The organism is Pseudomonas sp. GW821-FHT07G06 (genome assembly GCF_058986625.1).
This window is the reverse complement of the sequence record NZ_JBYSVW010000004.1, coordinates 410,740-428,932: the sequence shown is the minus strand read 5'-3', so window position 1 is coordinate 428,932 and position 18,193 is coordinate 410,740. Positions and strand designations below refer to the sequence as shown.

The window sequence follows — 18,193 nt, the reverse complement described above, 5'->3', positions numbered from 1 at the left end:
GCAAAAGCACTTTCTCTATTTGTAACAGATCATTATCCTTGCGCCCGCTTTAGCTGAAACGCTTCTGCTAGCCATTTCTTCCGTTTATCCCCAGAAAAAGATCAAGAATTTCTTCTCTATGCCTGATTTCCAGCTTTCGAAAGACAGCGCTGTCTTCAAACCTGTTGCCTGCCGAAAAACCTTCAACCTGATAGGCGGACTCACCGCTTTGGGCCTTGCCACTTGCGCTCACTCGGCTCCGGCCTTCGATAGCGACTCACCGTGGATGCTCGGCGACTGGAACGGCACTCGCAGCGAACTTGCGGAAAAAGGCTACGACTTCAAAGTCGACTACACCGGTGAAATGGGCAGCAACCTGCACGGCGGTTACGACAACGACCGCACAGCCCGCTACAGCGACCAGTTCGGCCTGGGCACCCATCTGGACTTGCAGAAAATCCTCGGCTGGGACGACGCCGAGTTCCAGCTGACCATCACCGAACGCAGCGGCAACAACATCAGCAACGACCGCATCAACGACCCGCGTGTCGGCGGCTTCACCTCGGCCCAGGAAGTCTGGGGCCGCGGCCAGACCTGGCGCCTGACGCAGATGTGGTATCAGCAGAAGTTCTTCGACGAAAAACTCGACATCAAGGTCGGCCGTTTCGGCGAAGGCGAAGACTTCAACAGCTTCCCCTGCGACTTCCAGAACCTGGCGTTCTGCGGCTCCCAGGTTGGCAACTGGGCGGGCGACATCTGGTACAACTGGCCGGTCAGCCAGTGGGCGATGCGGGTCAAATATCACCTGACGCCAGAGCTTTATGCACAGGTCGGCGCGTACGAGCAAAACCCGTCGAACCTGGATCGCGACAACGGCTTCAAGCTCAGCGGCAGCGGCACCCAGGGCGCGGTCCTGCCGGTGGAGCTGGTGTGGACGCCGAAACTCAACGGCCTGCCGGGTGAATACCGCGCCGGTTACTACTACAGCAGCGCCAACGCCACCGATGTCTACAAGGACAGCAACGGCCAGCCTGCCGCCCTGAGTGGCGAAGCCTACCGCAGCGCCTCGAGCAAGCACGGCATGTGGCTGGGCCTCCAGCAGCAAGTCACCAGCCTGGCCAGCGATCATTCCCGCGGCCTGAGCCTGTTCGCCAACGGCACGATGCACGACAAGAAGACCAATGCCATCGACAACTACGTCCAGGCCGGTCTCGTCTACAAAGGTCTGTTCGATGCCCGGTCCAGGGACGACATCGGTTTTGCCATGGCCCGCGTCCACGTCAACCCGGCCTATCGCAAGAACGCCGAGGCGACCAACCAGGCCAATGCCGTTTTCGACTACGACAATCCGTCCTACCTGCCGCCCCAGGACACCGAATACAGCGCCGAACTCTATTACGGCGTGCACGTGACCAACTGGCTGACCGTGCGCCCGAACCTGCAATACATCCGCCATCCCGGCGGCGTGAACGAGGTCGACGACGCGCTGATCGGCGGGATCAAGGTCCAGTCGTCGTTCTAAAAAACACCGCAAACCCCTGTAGGAGCGAGCTTGCTCGCGATGGTCGTCAACGATAACGCTGCGAGCCTGACTCCCCGCGGCGTTCTCGGGTTTTTCGCGAGCAGGCTCGCTCCTACAGGGATTGCGTCAACCACACCGGTTTTATGAACCCTGCCCGCGCCGGATCGTCATCTACAGTGAACTGGCGCAGGACTACTTGAAACATCACGGAGAATCACACTATGAGCACTGATGGTGCCTTGGGTCGAAGCCGTCTGTTGCCGACCCTGCTCGGCATACTGCTTCTGCTAATGGGCCTGGCCATGCTGGCCGGGGGGATCAAGCTGAGCATGCTCGGCGGGTCGTTGTACTACCTGCTGGCCGGCATCGGCATCGCTTTGAGCGGCGTGTTGCTGATCGCCGCCCGCCGCGCGGCGCTGGGCCTGTACGCACTGGTGCTGTTCGCCAGTACTGTCTGGGCGCTGTGGGAAGTCGGCCTCGACTGGTGGCAACTGGTGCCGCGCCTGGCGCTGTGGTTCGCCCTCGGCGTGGTGATGCTGCTGCCGTGGTTCCGTCGTCCATTGCTGATCAACGGCCCTGCCCCTCTGGGTACGGGCGCCTTGAGCGTGGCCGTGGTCCTGGCCGGTGTCACCGCCGTGGCCAGCCAGTTCACCCACCCGGGCGAGACCTTGGGCGAACTGGGCCGCGACACCGCGGACATGACCAGCACCGCGCCGCAGATGCCCGAAGGCGACTGGCAGGCCTATGGCCGCAGCGAATTCGGTGACCGCTACTCGCCGCTCAAGCAGATCACCCCGGCCAACGTCGGCAAGCTGCAAGAAGCCTGGCGTATCCAGACCGGCGATCTGCCCACCGCCGATGACCCGGTGGAACTGACCAACGAAAACACCCCGCTCAAGGCCAACGGCATGCTCTATGCCTGCACCGCCCACAGCAAGGTGCTGGCGCTGGACCCGGACACCGGCAAGGAACTGTGGCGTTTCGACCCGCAGATCAAGAGCCCGGTGGGCTTCAAGGGCTTCGCCCACATGACCTGCCGTGGCGTGTCGTACTACGACGAAGCGGCCTACGCCCAGTCTGAAAACGCTGCCTCCGCCGTGATTTCCGAGGCCGGCAAAGCCGTCGCCCAGGCCTGCCCGCGTCGTCTGTACCTGCCAACCGCCGATGCACGCCTGATTGCACTCAACGCCGACACCGGCAAGGTCTGCGAAGGTTTCGGTAAAAACGGCGTGGTTGACCTGACCCAAGGCATCGGCCCGTTCACCCCCGGTGGCTACTACGCCACCTCGCCGGCAGCGATCACCCGTGACCTGGTGATCATGGGCGGCCACGTCACCGACAACGAGTCGACCAACGAGCCCTCCGGCGTGATCCGTGCCTTTGACGTACACGACGGTCATCTGGTGTGGAACTGGGACAGCAACAATCCTGACGTGACCGAACCGCTGCCAGAAGGCGAACACTACAGCCGCAACTCGGCCAACATGTGGTCGCTGGCCAGCGTCGACGAAAAACTCGGCATGGTCTACCTGCCACTCGGAAACCAGACCCCTGACCAGTGGGGCGCAGACCGCACCCCGGGCGCCGAGAAGTTCAGTGCCGGCCTGGTCGCGCTGGACCTGGCCACCGGCAAGGTGCGCTGGAACTACCAGTTCACTCACCATGACCTGTGGGACATGGACGTCGGCAGCCAGCCAACCCTGCTGGACATGAAGACCGCCGACGGCATCAAGCCGGCCGTGATCCAACCGACCAAGCAAGGCAGCCTGTACGTCCTCGACCGTCGTGACGGCACGCCGATCATCCCGATCAAGGAAATCCCGGTTCCGCAAGGCGCCGTGAAAGGTGACCACACCGCGCCGACGCAGGCCCGTTCGGACCTGAACCTGCTGGCCCCGGAACTGACCGAAAAAGCCATGTGGGGTGCCAGCCCGTTCGACCAGATGCTGTGCCGCATCCAGTTCAAGGAATTGCGCTACGAAGGCCAGTACACCCCGCCATCGGAACAGGGCAGCCTGATCTATCCGGGTAACGTCGGCGTCTTCAACTGGGGCGGCGTTTCGGTCGACCCGGTTCGCCAGATGCTGTTCACCAGCCCGAACTACATGGCCTTCGTCTCGAAAATGGTGCCTCGCGCCGAAGTCGCAGCCGACAGCAAGCGCGAAAGCGAAACAGCGGGCGTGCAACCGAACACCGGCGCACCTTACGCGGTGATCATGCACCCGTTCATGTCGCCGTTCGGCGTACCCTGCCAGGCGCCGGCCTGGGGCTATGTAGCCGGCATCGACCTGACCACAGGCAAAGTCGTGTGGAAACGCAAGAACGGCACCAGCCGCGACAGCTCGCCATTGCCTATCGGCCTGCCACTCGGCGTGCCAAGCATGGGCGGTTCGATGGTCACCGCCGGCGGCGTCGGCTTCCTCAGCGGCACGCTGGATCAATACCTGCGCGCCTATGACGTCAATACCGGCAACGAGCTTTGGAAAGCGCGCCTGCCGGCTGGCGGTCAGGCTACGCCGATGACCTACACCGGCAAGGACGGCAAGCAGTACGTGCTGTTGGTCGTCGGTGGCCACGGCTCGCTGGGCACCAAAATGGGTGACTATGTGATTGCGTACAAACTGTCCGAGTAAGTTTCAGCGGCAGTAAAAAAAGGCGACGCCCGTGAGGACGTCGCTTTTTTTGTGGCCGCAGATTTCACATCACCCCCGCCCCCCTGTGGGAGCGAGCTTGCTCGCGATAGCGGTCTGACAGTCACTTCAAGGGTGTCTGTCATGCCCCCATCGCGAGCAAGCTCGCTCCCACAGAGGATAGTGTCGCCGCAAAATCCAGCTAACCTGTCTCTGCGCTGAACACGCCTTCGAAACACTGCATTGCAGAAAATGACCGTTGAAACCACCGCCAACCTGCCCCATCTAAGACCCATACCCATTGTGCAGGTGCCCCCATGAGCGACCAGCAAGAATTCCCCGAAGACCCGAGCGAATACGCCGATCCGCAAAGCGCTCCACAGCACAAACCCGGCAAAGGCCTGGCCCTGCCCGGCCAGAACCTGCCGGACAAGGTCTACATCATCCCGATTCACAACCGGCCATTCTTCCCGGCCCAGGTCCTGCCGGTCATCGTCAACGAAGAGCCGTGGGCCGAAACCCTCGACCTGGTGGCCAAGTCCGAACACCACTCCCTGGCCCTGTTCTACATGGACACGCCCCAGGAGGATCCGCGCCACTTCGACACCTCGGCCCTGCCGCTCTACGGCACCCTGGTCAAGGTGCACCACGCCAGCCGCGAAAACGGCAAACTGCAATTCGTCGCCCAGGGCCTGACCCGTGTACGTCTGAAAACCTGGCTCAAGCACCATCGTCCGCCGTACCTGGTGGAAGTCGAATACCCGCACCAGCCCACCGAGCCGACCGACGAGGTCAAGGCCTACGGCATGGCGCTGATCAATGCGATCAAGGAACTGCTGCCGCTCAACCCGCTGTACAGCGAAGAGTTGAAGAACTACCTCAACCGCTTCAGCCCCAACGACCCGTCGCCCCTGACCGACTTCGCCGCCGCGCTCACCTCGGCCACCGGCAGTGAACTGCAGGAAGTGCTCGACTGCGTACCGATGCTCAAGCGCATGGAAAAAGTCCTGCCGATGCTGCGCAAGGAAGTCGAGGTTGCGCGTCTGCAAAAAGAGATTTCCGCCGAAGTTAACCGCAAAATCGGTGAACATCAGCGCGAGTTCTTCCTCAAGGAGCAACTCAAGGTCATCCAGCAGGAGCTGGGCCTGACCAAGGACGACCGCAGCGCCGACCTCGAACAGTTCGAGCAGCGGCTGGTGGGCAAAGTCCTGCCGGCGCAGGTGCAGAAACGCCTCGAAGAGGAAATGAACAAGCTGTCGATCCTCGAGACCGGTTCGCCGGAATATGCGGTCACCCGCAATTACATCGACTGGGCGACCTCGGTGCCGTGGGGCGTGTACGGCGAGGACAAACTCGACCTCAAGCACGCGCGCAAGGTGCTGGACAAACACCACGCCGGCCTCGACGACATCAAGGACCGCATCCTCGAATTCCTCGCAGTCGGCGCCTACAAAGGCGAGATCAGCGGCTCCATCGTGTTGCTGGTCGGCCCGCCGGGCGTGGGCAAGACCAGCGTCGGCAAATCCATCGCCGAATCCCTGGGCCGGCCGTTCTACCGCTTCAGTCTTGGCGGCATGCGCGACGAAGCCGAGATCAAGGGCCATCGCCGTACCTACATCGGTGCGCAGCCGGGCAAGCTGGTGCAAGCGCTGAAGGACGTCGAAGTGATGAACCCGGTGATCATGCTCGACGAGATCGACAAGATGGGTCAGAGCTACCAGGGCGACCCGGCCTCGGCCTTGCTGGAAACACTTGACCCGGAACAGAACGTCGAATTCCTCGACCACTATCTGGACCTGCGGATGGACCTGTCGAAGGTTTTGTTCGTGTGCACCGCCAACACCCTCGACTCGATCCCCGGCCCGTTGCTCGACCGCATGGAAGTGATTCGCCTGTCGGGCTACATCACCGAAGAAAAAGTCGCCATCGCCAAGCGTCACCTGTGGCCCAAGCAGCTTGAGAAAGCCGGCGTGTCCAAGGGCAGCCTGAGCATCAGCGACAGCGCGCTCAAGGCGCTGGTCGACGGCTATGCCCGTGAAGCCGGCGTGCGCCAACTGGAAAAAAACCTCGGCAAGCTGGTGCGCAAAGCGGTGATGAAACTGCTCGACGAGCCGAAAGCGGTGATCAAGCTCGGCCCGAAAGATCTCGAAGCGTCGCTCGGCAAACCGGTGTTCCGCAACGAGCAGGTGCTGGCGGGGGTCGGCGTGATCACTGGCCTGGCCTGGACCAGCATGGGCGGCGCGACCCTGCCGATCGAAGCCACGCGCATCCACACCCTCAACCGTGGGTTCAAGCTCACCGGGCAACTGGGTGACGTGATGAAAGAGTCGGCGGAGATCGCCTACAGCTACGTCAGCTCGCACCTGAAGTCCTATGGCGGCGATCCGAAGTTCTTCGACGAAGCCTTCGTCCACCTGCACGTGCCGGAAGGCGCCACGCCGAAAGACGGCCCGAGCGCCGGCGTGACCATGGCCAGCGCCCTGCTGTCGCTGGCGCGCAACCAGCCACCGAAAAAAGGCGTGGCCATGACCGGTGAGCTGACGTTGACCGGGCATGTGCTGCCGATTGGCGGGGTGCGCGAGAAGGTGATTGCAGCGCGGCGGCAGAAAATTTTCGAGCTGATCCTGCCGGAGGCCAACCGGGGTAATTTCGAGGAGCTGCCGGAGTATCTGAAGGAGGGCATTACCGTGCACTTTGCCAAGCGCTTTGCGGATGTGGCGAAGGTGTTGTTCTGATGCTCTTGTAGCGCCTGCACCACCGCTATCGCGAGCAGGCTCGCTCCCACAGGATTGAGTCGGTCACAGAATTTGTGTACCCCCTTAATCACTGTGGGAGCGAGCCTGCTCGCGATGGCGTCTTCCCTGACACCGCCGTACAGGCTGACCGTCACACTTTGTCTCATCTTCAGTTATGCTCGCCGTTCGTCGCCAACGCCGGAGCCACTGATCTCATGTCCCCCACTCGCCTGCTTGTCCCCCTCGCCCTCGCCTTGCTGGCCGCGTGCGCCACGCAACCTGCACACAACGTGACCGTGGAAAAACAGAGCGAATGCCCGGTGAAACTCAGCAACGGGCAAAACCTGATCCTGACCCTGCCGAGCAACCCGACCACGGGTTATCGCTGGGCGATCCAGGATTCCGCCGGCGGCGTACTGCACGCCTTGGGGCCAGAGGTGTATCGAAATCCGGAAGATGCCGGCATCGTCGGTTCGGCCGGGGTTTCGACCTGGCGCTTCCAGGCTTTTGCAACCGGCACGGGACGTCTGCGCCTGACCTCGCAACAGCCGTGGGCGCCGGAAGTGCTGCCGGTGGACTCGTTCGACTGCGCGATTTCGGTTAACTGACCGTGGGCTGGCTGATTCTGGCGCTGATGGGCGCGGTGACCTTTCTTTATGGCCTGAGCGTGCATGCCTCCATGCTGTGCCTGCTGGTCAAGCCGCTGCCGGTGCTGGCCTTGCTCGGCTGGCTGCACGACGCACCACCCGGCGAGTATCGGCGCTGGATCAGCCTCGGCTTGATTTTCTCCTTGGTCGGCGACGTGTTGCTGGCTTTGCCGGGGGACCTGTTCGTGTTCGGCCTCGGCGCCTTTCTGGTCGCCCACCTGGCGTATCTGAAAGCCTACTTGAGCGATTGCCGGCGCCTGGCTCTTTTACCCCTGATCATCGCCCTTGGCGTGGGTGCGGTGCTGTTGGGGATTCTGATTTCTCATGGACTGGGGCCACTGCTGGTTCCGGTGATCGTCTACGGCCTGGCGATCAGCGCCATGCTCTGGCGCGCACTGGCCCGGCTTGGCAGTGATGTGCCCAAGCGTTCAGCCTTGCTGGCTGCCGGTGGTGCGGTGGCGTTTGTGTTTTCGGACAGTGTGATTGGCATCAGCCGTTTTGTGGTGCCCTTCGATGCGGCGCCCTACGTGATCATCCTCAGCTACTGGCTGGGGCAGTGGGGCATTGCCGCTTCCGCGTTTGGTCAGAAAGCGCGTTAAACAGATCGCAGCCTGTGTAGGAGCTGCCGCAGGCTGCGATCTTTTGATTTGGCGGTTTATCAGACAACCCGCGCATCCCCGCGCCAACTTGGCTAAAATGCCGGCCTTTTCACCGATACCGCTGGAACCGCCGTGAGCAAAGAACCCGATCGCCTTTTCGCCCAGCCTTTGGCCCAGGTGCCTGACTTCGCCTTTAACGAGGACGTGGTGCGGGTGTTCCCGGACATGATCAAGCGCTCGGTGCCGGGCTATCCGACCATCGTCGAAAACCTCGGCGTGCTCGCCGCGCAGTTCGCCCAACCGGGCAGCGTGCTCTACGACCTGGGCTCGTCCCTGGGTGCCGTGACCCAGGCCCTGCGCCGGCATGTGCGCACCGACGGTTGCCGCGTCATCGCTGTGGATAACTCCGCCGCCATGGTCGAGCGCTGCCGCGAATACCTCAATGGCCAGGACTCGATGTTCCAGGAGTTGCTGCCGGTCGAGGTGATCGAGGGCGACATCCTGGCGCTGGAGTTCCAGCCGGCCTCGGTGGTGGCGTTGAACTTCACCCTGCAATTCATCGCCCCGGACCAACGCACCGCGCTGTTGACACGTATCCGTCAGTCGCTGTTGCCCGGCGGTGCCCTGATCCTCTCAGAGAAACTACGTTTCGAAGACGAGCAGGAACACGCGTTGCTCACCGACCTGCACATCGCCTTCAAACGCGCCAACGGCTACAGCGAGCTGGAAATCGCCCAGAAGCGCAGCGCCATCGAAAACGTCATGAAGCCCGACAGCCTCGAAGAACACCGCGAACGCCTGCTGGCCGCCGGGTTCTCGAAAGTCGTGCCGTGGTTCCAGTGTCTTAACTTTGCCTCGTTGATTGCCCTGCCATGATTGATCTGTCTCCCCTCGCCCGCCGTCTGGCCGGCACGCCGCTGGCCGAATGGGCCAACACCCTGCAGGCGCAACTCGACAAGAAAATGGAAAAGGGCCATGGCGACCTGGAGCGCTGGCAAAGCGCGCTGGACGCCCTGCCAAAGATCCAGCCGAGCGAAGTCGATTTGCTCAACGGCCTGAAGCTGGACACCGATTGCGACGATGATACCCGCGCGCAAATGCGTTCCGCGTTGATGGGCCTGTCGCCGTGGCGCAAGGGACCGTTCGACCTGTTCGGTGTGCACGTCGACACCGAATGGCGCTCGGACTGGAAGTGGTCGCGGGTCGCCCCGCATCTGGACCTTGCGGGCAAGCGCATCCTCGATGTCGGCTGCGGCAACGGCTACTACATGTGGCGCATGCTCGGTGCCGGTGCCGACAGTGTGATCGGTGTCGACCCGAACTGGCTGTTCTTCTGCCAGTTCCAGGCGGTGCAGCGCTACCTGTCCGAACCGAACGCCTGGCACCTGCCCTTCCCGTTCGAAGACCTGCCGCCGAACCTCGAAGGCTTCGACACGGTGTTTTCCATGGGCGTGTTCTACCACCGCCGCTCGCCCATCGAGCATTTGCTGGCGCTGAAGGATTGCCTGGTCAAGGGCGGTGAGCTGGTGCTGGAAACGCTGGTGGTCGAAGGCGACAAGCACCAGGTGCTGGTGCCGGAAGACCGCTACGCGCAGATGCGCAACGTATGGTTCCTGCCGTCGGTGCCGGCGCTGGAGTTGTGGCTGCGACGTGCCGGGTTCAGCGATGTAAAGTGCGTGGATGTGAGCACCACTACCGTCGAGGAACAGCGTGGGACGGAGTGGATGAAGTATCAGTCGCTGAGTGACTTCCTGGATCCCGAGGATCACAGCAAGACGATTGAAGGGCTGCCGGCGCCAATGCGGGCGGTGATCGTCGCGCGCAAGTAAAAAGCAAGATCAAAAGATCGCAGCCTTCGGCAGCTCCTACATTCGTATCGCGATCCCCTGTAGGAGCTGCCGAAGGCTGCGATCTTTTGACTTCAAGCACCACTACCGTCGAGGAACAGCGGGACGGAGTGGATGAAGTATCAGTCGCTGAGCGACTTCCTCGATCCCGAGGATCACAGCAAGACGATTGAAGGGCTGCCGGCGCCGATGCGGGCAGTGATTGTGGCCCGTAAATAAAAGCAGGATCAAAAGATCGCAGCCTTCGGCAGCTCCTACATGATCCCCTGTAGGAGCGAGCCTGCTCGCGATGGACTCAAGAACACCGCGGGGAACCAGATTGCCCGCGTAATCGTTCACGACCATCGCGAGCAGGCTCGCTCCTACAGGGGGTCTGTGTTTAGTCTGAAGGTTTGGCGCGCCGAGCCTTGAAGAACTCGCTCAACACAGCCCCGCATTCCTCCGCCAACACCCCCCCCTCATGCAACACCCGGTGATTCAAAAAGCCCTGGGTAAAGAACTGCCCCTGGCTCTGCACAATCCCCGCCTTCGGCTCCAGCGCGCCATACACCACCCGCGTGATCCGCGAGTGCACGATCAGCCCGGCGCACATGCTGCACGGCTCCAGCGTCACATACAGCGTGCTGCCGGGCAGGCGATAGTTGCTGACAGCCTCGGCAGCGGCGCGAATCGCGACCATCTCGGCGTGGGCGCTGGGATCGCTGGTGCTGATCGGGCAATTGAAGCCACGCCCGATGATCTCACCGTCCTGCACCAGCACCGCGCCCACCGGCACTTCGCCCAGAGCCGCGCCTTGGGCGGCCAGGGCCAGGGCTTCACGCATGAATTCGCGATCACGGCTGCGGTCGATGATGGCGGTGGGACGAATCTGACGCATCACGCCACCTCGATGGCGGCCATCAGGCCGGTTTCCATGTGATCGATCACATGGCAGTGGAACATCCAGACCCCGGGGTTATCCGCCACCAGCGCCACTTGCGCGCGCTCGTTCTTGCCCAGCAGATAGGTGTCGGTGAAGTACGGAATCACCTTGTGCCGGTTCGAGGCGATGACCTTGAAGCTCATTCCGTGCAGGTGAATCGGGTGCTGATACTGGGTCATGTTCTTCAATTCGAAAATGTAGCTCTTGCCCTTTTCCAGCTTGGCGATCGGGCGGTCGGCGCAGGTCTTGTCGGTGATATCCCAGGCCTTGCCGTTGATCTGCCACAGGCTCGGCGGTTTGCCGTTGTCGACGTTGACCGACACCGAGCCGACCCATTCGAAATTGAAGTTGAGTTTCACGGCATTGGCCAGGTCCGGCTCGGCAATCGGGTTGGCCGGCAGCGCCGGCGGCCATTCGCTCGGTGCGTCGGTATTGGCCACTGAACGCAAGGTACCCAGGCGCACCGGGCCATTGCGCAAGGACAATTCTTCACCGGCCGGCGGCGCCTTGATCGCCAGGCAAATACGCATGCCGGGGCCGAGCCAGTATTCCTTGCCCAGCGGGCGCGGTTCGATGGGGTTGCCGTCCAGCGCGTAGATCTGCGCTTCGACGCCGGGAATGTTCAGGCGATAGGTCAGGGTGTTGTCGAGATTGAGAATGCGCACCCGGGTGATCTGCCCGGCCGGCAGGTCGATCACCGCCTGCGGCACACCGTTGATGGTCGCCAGGCGCCCCGCCGTGCCGCCACGGGCCGCTTCCCGGGGAATGCTGAACTCGACGAAATTGCCGACCTCGTCGACATGCCAGCTCTTCAGGCTCAGGGTTTTTTCGTACTTGAAACCGGTGGGCTCGCGCTCTTCGATGATCAGCGGGCCAACCAGACCACGGCCAAGCTCTTCGCTGCTGTTCACATGCGGGTGATACCAGTAGCTGCCGGCATCCGGCACGCGGAACTTATAGTCGAAGTACTCGCCCGGCAACACCGGCAATTGCGAGACGTACGGCACGCCGTCCATTTCCAGCGGCAGGCGGATGCCGTGCCAGTGAATGGTGGTGGCGACCGGCAAGTGGTTGATGAAGCGCACCCGCAGCCATTCACCCTGACGCACCCGCAACTCGGTGCCCGGCGCTGACGGGCCGAAGGCCCAGGCCTGGGTCTTGTGCCCGGCCACCAACTCCACGTCCAACGGCGCCGCTATCAGCTCATAGTCGTGACCGGCATCCGCATCGGCCATCTTGCCCAGCCAGTAGCGCGACGCACCACCGGCTCCCACGCCAACCACCACAAGACCGGCCAGACCACCGAGTATTTGTCGACGGGAAAAGGACATTAACCAACCACCTCGCGAATCGGACAGGCCCCGGGGACCCGCAAAAGGCGAATACGATACACCTGCGATTGCGAAACAGTAAGGGCAGCGCGGCGGACGGACGCAGATGGCCTTGTCTCTACACCCATTCCGCGGACAAAGAGACATAACTATGCAGTGCATTTTCATCGAACGAGGGCAGCATCCTCGGCATTCGAATTCTCAAGGAAAGAGAGTGCAATGAACCCGACACAAACCCGCCCGCTGCCCAACGCCGCCGACAAGGCCGCCCTCAAGGCGATCGCCACTATCGTGATCCAGACCTGCCCGAGCCTGCAGGACACAGCCCACGAAGTCGCCAGCAATTTGCTGAAGAAGTACCACGTCACCGGCCTCGATCCGGACAAGGTCTATTTCCACCGTTTCGACGCTTCCCAAAGCAGCTCGAAAGCCTTCACTGGCTGGGAGCATGTGCACGCAACGCCAACGTCGACCATGACCCTGACGCAACTGGTGATCCAGCGCTTCCGTGTCGGCGACCAGGACAACGCCGACCTGCTCGACGTGTATGGCGGCTTCTACACCGCCGGTCCCAACGCCGGTACGTTCAACGAAAGCAACGAAGTGCGCCTGCATGGCAACGAAGTGCTGAAGGACTTCTGGAGTATCAATTTCAGCTCGCTGTACGAGGAGCGTCTGACCACTTTCTGGAAAGACTGCGGCGACGATTTTCGCACCCTGGCCAAGTGCAACTTCCTCATCAAAGCCGTGCAGGCGCGGGACAAAAGCCAGTTGAGTGACGAGGATTTCCAGTTCATCACCCAGGCCGTCATTGGCCCGATCACCTGGCCCGTCAACCTCGAGATGCTGCAAGCACAACACCCTTGCACCGGCAGCGTTCGCAGCCTCGATGTCGCGGGCTACGTCGCCATCAATGCGCTACGCGTTGTCGCGCCCAAGGGCCGGCAGATCGTTTACCTGCCCGGTGAGATCAATGCATTCAAGGTGTTGGAAACCGCGACGGACATGCACTTCTGGGTGTTGCAGCAGATGAACAAGAAAGAAGTGCGCCAGCAGTTCATGACGCACTTCTCCCAGGCTGACCGGCAGGCACTCGACGAGAACATCACCGACCTCATGAATCGGCTTGTGAGCACCTGGGGCCAGTACGACCATCACCTGATCAACCAGGAGGATCAGGTCGTCAGCGGTGATGCCTTCACCTGGTTACGCGACTCGACCAAAGACGCGATGTTCGCCGAAGCCGCGCTCTCGCTGACCTCCAATGGCGATCTGCGCAAAAAACTCTGGCTCGGCTACCTCAGCGCCGGTGTGAAAGTCTTCGGCCCGATGGCGGTGGTCGGTTGGCCGGTCGCCCTGCCCGTGATCGGCGCCAGCATCGCCAGCATCGGTCTGAACATCGATCAGGCGGTGAATGGCAAAACCGCGCAAGAGCGCAAGGCCGGTATCCTCGGTGCGGTGCTCAGCGGCATTGATTTGCTGTTCAACCTGCTCGTCCTCAAGGGCCCGGGCTCGCTGGAGGAAGTCGGCCCTGAAATCGAAGCCGCCGAAGCCAAGGAAATGTCCGACCTGATTGATTCGACCAAACCCACGGTTGAGCCAACACAGATCGACACCGCTCGTAACGACCTGATTCGCGATGCCAACGCCTGGTATGAACTCAATCCTCCGGCGCCCCGCCTGCCGGTGACTGCAGCGGCGCAGATCACAACGCCAGCCGAGTTGCTCGACAGCGCATTTGCGGAAAAACCGGGGCTGATCATCGGAGAAAGCCGCGGCAGTATCGGCAGCAAACAATGGCTGATCGACAACATGCCCGCGCTGGCCCGGCGCGGAGTGAAGACGCTTTACCTGCAGGAGCTGCTGACAAACGTCAATCAGCTTGATCTGGACACCCTCGCCCGTACCGGTGAGATGCCCGCAGAACTGGACACCTACCTGAAGAAACTCGACCTCAAGGCAGGTAACGATCCCGAAGGCAGATTCAACCTCAGGCAGCTGGTGAGAACGGCCAACGCCCAGCGAATCAGGGTACAGGCCATCGATATGTCGAGTACCTATGACATCAACAGAAACACCTTCGATCCGGAACCGGACCGGCAAATGGCCAGGAGTTTTTTCGCCAGCCAGGTCATCCGCCACAACCAAGCGATCAATGGTTCCGCCAACTGGGTGGCGTTGGTGGATCGGGAAAACCTGTCGACCTTCAGGGGCTATCGCGGTATCGGCGAACAGACCGATGCCCTGAGCATCCGCATCGATGATGTAAAACCTGGCGCCGCGCAGCCCATCACGACGGACCCCGGGCTGGCCATGGAGTACGCCGACTATCCGCATTCCCCAGCGGTTGAAGTCGAAGGCCAGGCCGATCCCGGCAGCATCCCGTCGCTGATCAAGGGCGATTGGCGCGTGCAGATGGAAACCCCATGGGCCTACAGAACGCCACAGGACCTGCGGGCGCTGTTGCCGGAACCGGGAATGTTCACCTTCCAGCGCTACCGCAGCAGCGTGCTGGTGGTGTATCGCAACGCCGATGGGCAAATGGCCGACAGTGTCATCCGCTCGACACCCGGAGGAAGGATCAATCTGGATACCCCGCTCGCACCGACCTACGAGTCCATGACGGTGGATAGTTACGAGGAACTGAAACAGGCACTGATCGCAAAAGGCATGCGGCCAATGGGCTGGCCGGTACTTCAAGACGTGGCACAGGCGCTGCCCGACATCCCGCAACCGGCCATTCCCTCCAACTGGCAAGCCAATGAGCTGCTTGAAGGTGAAACGATGGTTGATGAGCCCGGAAAATTCCAAGGCATTTATCGACTCAACTCGAACCCTTCAACCGCCATCATGCTCGATCACACGCCCTATTACGTTCGTTGGGAAGCCGACCTCAACGGCGGCGGGCACTGGGCAGTCATCGACCCGGAAAACCCCCACGCGTTCTCCAACTCGATCCCTGTGCGTCTCAACGCCGAGGGTGAATGGCAAACCCTGCCACGGGTTGGGCTCAACGGTGGTGGCAAGACACCTGTGCTGCGCCTGCCCGCCTCGGAGTACGACATGCCCGAGCAGTTGAAGGCCGAACTTAAAAGCGGTGCGAACGGCCAGGACGACCAGTCGTTGCGCGACTTCTACGACAGCCTCGACGAGCACGATCCCTACCGTGATTTCAAGACCATCAGAAAACGCCTGCATCGTGATGCCGTGCGCTTTTACGCCGAGCTTCAACTGCCCGCACGTCCGCCGATCCCGGCGCTTGCTCCCGAGGCCAGTGCCGAAGAGATCATCGCAAAAACCCTCGAACATGCCCGAGGCCTGGTGATCGGCGAAAGCCACGGCTCAATCGCCAGCAAACAGTGGCTGATCGAGAACATGGAACTGCTGGCCAACAAGAACGTGAAGACCCTGTACATGGAACACCTGCTGACAGATTTCCATCAGGCGGCGCTGGATACGTATTTCGAAACAGGGACGATGGCGAAAGACTTGGAGAGCTACCTTAACGCACTCGATGTCGGCAACATGACCGATCCGCTGGGGCGCGACACGTTTCTGCAACTGGTCAAACAGGCCCGTCGTTTCAAGATTCGTGTGCAGGCCATCGATTGCATGGCGAGCTACCGGCTCAATGGCATGGAGAAGGTCGGGGCCCTGGAGCCTGCCGTTGAGCCAACGGCACGGCAGAAAATGATGAACTACTACGCCCGCTCGATCATTCGCAGCGACCAGGCCTTGCGTGGCGCACACAAGTGGGTGGCGTTGATGGGCAACTCCCACTCCAACACCTTCGAAGGTGTGGCGGGGGTCAGCGAACTGGAAGAAGCCATTGGCGTTCGCGTTGAAGATGTCGCCGAAGGAGCTCCGGTGGGCATCGAGGCCGACCCGGGAAGAATCCTGCCGCTGGGCGGAACCGCGTTCGATCGCAGCGCTTTGGTCAAAGGTGATTTGCTCCTGCGAATGGCAACGCCATGGACCGCGCAGACTATGGCGGAAATCGAAGCGGCCTTGCCCCAGCGCGGGATGTACACCTTGAAACTGCAACCGCGCATGACCTTCCTGGTTCACCGCAGCCGCAGCAATGCAATCGTGCGCACGCTCATCAAGGACGATAACGGCCGCTTCTACATCGAACGCCCCGAATGGCCTTCGATCAATGGCAAACGCTTTAGTAGCATGAAAGCGCTATTGAATGGGCTGGATCAAATGGGCATGACGCTGGCCGGCTGGTCGAAACCGCTGTAACCGGCGCATAAAAAAACCGTGTGAAATCGGATTTCACACGGTTTTTGTGTTCCAGCCTTCAGAACATCAAGGCTGGCGCGGGATCATTCCCACTCAATGGTCGCCGGCGGCTTGCTCGACACGTCGTAGGTGACGCGGGAGATGCCTTCGATTTCATTGATGATGCGGCCGGATACGGTTTCCAGCAGTTCGTAAGGCAGGTGTGCCCAACGTGCGGTCATGAAGTCGATGGTTTCCACGGCACGCAGGGCCACGACCCAGGCGTAACGACGGCCATCGCCGACCACGCCAACCGATTTCACTGGCTGGAACACCACGAAGGCCTGGCTGACCTTATGGTACCAGTCGGCCTTGCGCAGTTCTTCGATGAAGATGTGGTCGGCGCGACGCAGCAGGTCGGCGTATTCCTTCTTCACTTCACCGAGGATACGCACGCCCAGGCCCGGGCCCGGGAACGGGTGACGGTAGACCATGTCGTACGGCAGGCCCAGTTCCAGGCCAAGACGACGGACTTCGTCCTTGAACAGCTCGCGCAGTGGCTCGACCAGTTTCAGGTTCATTTCTTCCGGCAGGCCGCCCACGTTGTGGTGCGACTTGATCACGTGGGCCTTGCCGCTTTTCGCGCCAGCCGACTCGATCACGTCCGGGTAGATGGTGCCCTGGGCCAGGTACTTGATGTTGTCCAGCTTGCAGGATTCGGCATCGAACACGTCGATGAAGGTACGGCCGATGATCTTGCGCTTCTTCTCCGGATCGGCTTCGCCGGCCAAGTTGTTGAGGAACTGGTCTTCGGCGTTGGCGCGGATCACCTTGACGCCCATGTTCTCGGCGAACATGGCCATCACTTGCTCGCCTTCGTGCAGGCGCAGCAGGCCGTTGTCGACGAACACGCAGGTCAGCTGGTCGCCGATGGCCTTGTGCAGCAGTGCGGCAACCACGGACGAGTCAACACCGCCGGACAGGCCGAGCAGAACGTTGTCGGTGCCGACCTGGGCGCGAACCTGGGCGATGGCGTCTTCAGCGATCTTCGACGGGGTCCACAGCGCTTCACACTCGCAGATGTCGAGGATGAAGCGCGACAGGATGCGACCGCCCTGCTTGGTGTGGGTCACTTCCGGGTGGAACTGCACGCCGTAGTAGCGACGCTCGTCGCTGAACATGCCGGCGATCGGGCAGCTCGGAGTGCTGGCCAGGATGTGGAAGTCTTCCGGCATCCGGGTGACCTTGTCACCGTGGCTCATCCATACGTCGAGGCCGAACAGGCCGTCGGCGTCGATGTGGTCTTCAATGCCGTCGAGCAGACGGCTCTTGCCGACCACGTCTACGCGGGCGTAACCGAACTCACGCAGCTCGGAACCTTCAACCTTGCCGCCCAGTTGCTCGGCCATGGTCTGCATGCCGTAGCAGATACCGAAGACAGGTACGCCCAGGTCGAAAACGGCTTGCGGGCAGCGAGGGCTGTTGGCTTCGTGAACCGACTCCGGGCCACCGGCGAGGATGACGCCTTTAGGAGCGAATTCGCGGATCGCATCTTCGTCCATGTCGAACGGGTGCAGTTCGCAATACACACCGATTTCACGCACGCGGCGGGCGATCAGCTGGGTGTACTGGGAACCGAAGTCGAGGATCAGGATGCGGTGAGCGTGAATGTCGAGGGCCATGATTCAGTCTCGTCTAAAAAATTCGGAAACAGTCGTGATTCAGAAACAACTCGGGGCTGAATAAAACAGCCCCGG

General features: G+C 61.5%; 11 protein-coding genes and 1 pseudogene. 9 read left to right on the top strand and 3 right to left on the bottom strand.

What is annotated here, in order from left to right; all coding sequences use genetic code 11:
- Positions 1 to 118: 118 nt before the first annotated feature.
- The 8 genes and pseudogenes from AC3WJW_RS10985 to AC3WJW_RS10950 all read left to right on the top strand — a co-directional run.
- Positions 119 to 1,501 carry a carbohydrate porin gene (locus AC3WJW_RS10985; protein WP_493725990.1) on the top strand — a complete coding sequence of 461 codons (1,383 nt, stop codon included), beginning with the start codon at positions 119 to 121 and terminating at the stop codon, positions 1,499 to 1,501.
- Between the two features lie 221 nt (positions 1,502 to 1,722).
- Positions 1,723 to 4,134, top strand: coding sequence for a glucose/quinate/shikimate family membrane-bound PQQ-dependent dehydrogenase (locus AC3WJW_RS10980; RefSeq protein ID WP_493725989.1), 2,412 nt, complete (start codon positions 1,723 to 1,725; stop codon positions 4,132 to 4,134).
- A 314-nt stretch (positions 4,135 to 4,448) separates the two neighbouring features.
- A complete protein-coding gene (lon, locus tag AC3WJW_RS10975; protein WP_493725988.1) occupies positions 4,449 to 6,866 on the top strand; it encodes an endopeptidase La in 2,418 nt (805 codons plus the stop codon).
- A gap of 215 nt (positions 6,867 to 7,081) precedes the next feature.
- Positions 7,082 to 7,474: a protease inhibitor I42 family protein gene (locus AC3WJW_RS10970; RefSeq protein ID WP_458547429.1), complete on the top strand. Its 393-nt coding sequence runs from the start codon at positions 7,082 to 7,084 to the stop codon at positions 7,472 to 7,474.
- A gap of 2 nt (positions 7,475 to 7,476) precedes the next feature.
- Positions 7,477 to 8,112, top strand: coding sequence for a lysoplasmalogenase (locus AC3WJW_RS10965; protein ID WP_493725987.1), 636 nt, complete (start codon positions 7,477 to 7,479; stop codon positions 8,110 to 8,112).
- 132 nt (positions 8,113 to 8,244) lie between these two features.
- Positions 8,245 to 8,988 (top strand): carboxy-S-adenosyl-L-methionine synthase CmoA, encoded by a 744-nt coding sequence (cmoA, locus tag AC3WJW_RS10960; RefSeq protein ID WP_015093665.1) that lies wholly within the window; start codon positions 8,245 to 8,247, stop codon positions 8,986 to 8,988.
- Positions 8,985 to 9,941, top strand: a complete 957-nt coding sequence (gene cmoB / locus AC3WJW_RS10955; protein WP_493725986.1) for a tRNA 5-methoxyuridine(34)/uridine 5-oxyacetic acid(34) synthase CmoB — start codon at positions 8,985 to 8,987, stop codon at positions 9,939 to 9,941. Before cmoA ends, cmoB begins: the two co-directional genes overlap by 4 nt.
- Positions 9,942 to 10,036: 95 nt before the next feature.
- Positions 10,037 to 10,178: pseudogene (locus tag AC3WJW_RS10950) on the top strand (DUF1698 domain-containing protein); the annotation flags it as partial.
- 160 nt (positions 10,179 to 10,338) lie between these two features.
- On the opposite strand, the gene tadA reads toward AC3WJW_RS10950, so the two are convergent.
- Together tadA and AC3WJW_RS10940 are read right to left on the bottom strand one after the other, a co-directional pair.
- Positions 10,339 to 10,836: a tRNA adenosine(34) deaminase TadA gene (gene tadA / locus AC3WJW_RS10945; RefSeq protein ID WP_493725985.1), complete on the bottom strand. Its 498-nt coding sequence runs from the start codon at positions 10,834 to 10,836 to the stop codon at positions 10,339 to 10,341.
- A complete protein-coding gene (locus AC3WJW_RS10940) occupies positions 10,836 to 12,212 on the bottom strand; it encodes a multicopper oxidase family protein (protein ID WP_104450759.1) in 1,377 nt (458 codons plus the stop codon). The genes tadA and AC3WJW_RS10940 overlap by 1 nt, the downstream gene beginning before the upstream one ends.
- A gap of 219 nt (positions 12,213 to 12,431) precedes the next feature.
- On the opposite strand from AC3WJW_RS10940, the gene AC3WJW_RS10935 reads away from it, so the two are divergent.
- Positions 12,432 to 16,457 (top strand): membrane-targeted effector domain-containing toxin, encoded by a 4,026-nt coding sequence (locus AC3WJW_RS10935; RefSeq protein WP_493725984.1) that lies wholly within the window; start codon positions 12,432 to 12,434, stop codon positions 16,455 to 16,457.
- 83 nt (positions 16,458 to 16,540) lie between these two features.
- Here AC3WJW_RS10935 and guaA read toward each other — a convergent pair whose 3' ends face one another.
- Entirely contained in the window at positions 16,541 to 18,118 is a 1,578-nt protein-coding gene (gene guaA / locus AC3WJW_RS10930) for a glutamine-hydrolyzing GMP synthase (protein WP_007973927.1), read from the bottom strand.
- Between the last annotated feature and the right edge of the window lie 75 nt (positions 18,119 to 18,193).

What these genes read in the sequence shown, in the direction of transcription:
- guaA (WP_007973927.1), bottom strand. Translation starts at nt 18,118, where the DNA reads ATGGCCCTCGACATTCACGCTCACCGCATCCTGATCCTCGACTTCGGT.
- AC3WJW_RS10980 (WP_493725989.1), top strand. Translation starts at nt 1,723, where the DNA reads ATGAGCACTGATGGTGCCTTGGGTCGAAGCCGTCTGTTGCCGACCCTG.
- cmoB (WP_493725986.1), top strand. Translation starts at nt 8,985, where the DNA reads ATGATTGATCTGTCTCCCCTCGCCCGCCGTCTGGCCGGCACGCCGCTG.
- AC3WJW_RS10935 (WP_493725984.1), top strand. Translation starts at nt 12,432, where the DNA reads ATGAACCCGACACAAACCCGCCCGCTGCCCAACGCCGCCGACAAGGCC.
- AC3WJW_RS10970 (WP_458547429.1), top strand. Translation starts at nt 7,082, where the DNA reads ATGTCCCCCACTCGCCTGCTTGTCCCCCTCGCCCTCGCCTTGCTGGCC.
- AC3WJW_RS10985 (WP_493725990.1), top strand. Translation starts at nt 119, where the DNA reads ATGCCTGATTTCCAGCTTTCGAAAGACAGCGCTGTCTTCAAACCTGTT.
- tadA (WP_493725985.1), bottom strand. Translation starts at nt 10,836, where the DNA reads ATGCGTCAGATTCGTCCCACCGCCATCATCGACCGCAGCCGTGATCGC.
- lon (WP_493725988.1), top strand. Translation starts at nt 4,449, where the DNA reads ATGAGCGACCAGCAAGAATTCCCCGAAGACCCGAGCGAATACGCCGAT.
- AC3WJW_RS10940 (WP_104450759.1), bottom strand. Translation starts at nt 12,212, where the DNA reads ATGTCCTTTTCCCGTCGACAAATACTCGGTGGTCTGGCCGGTCTTGTG.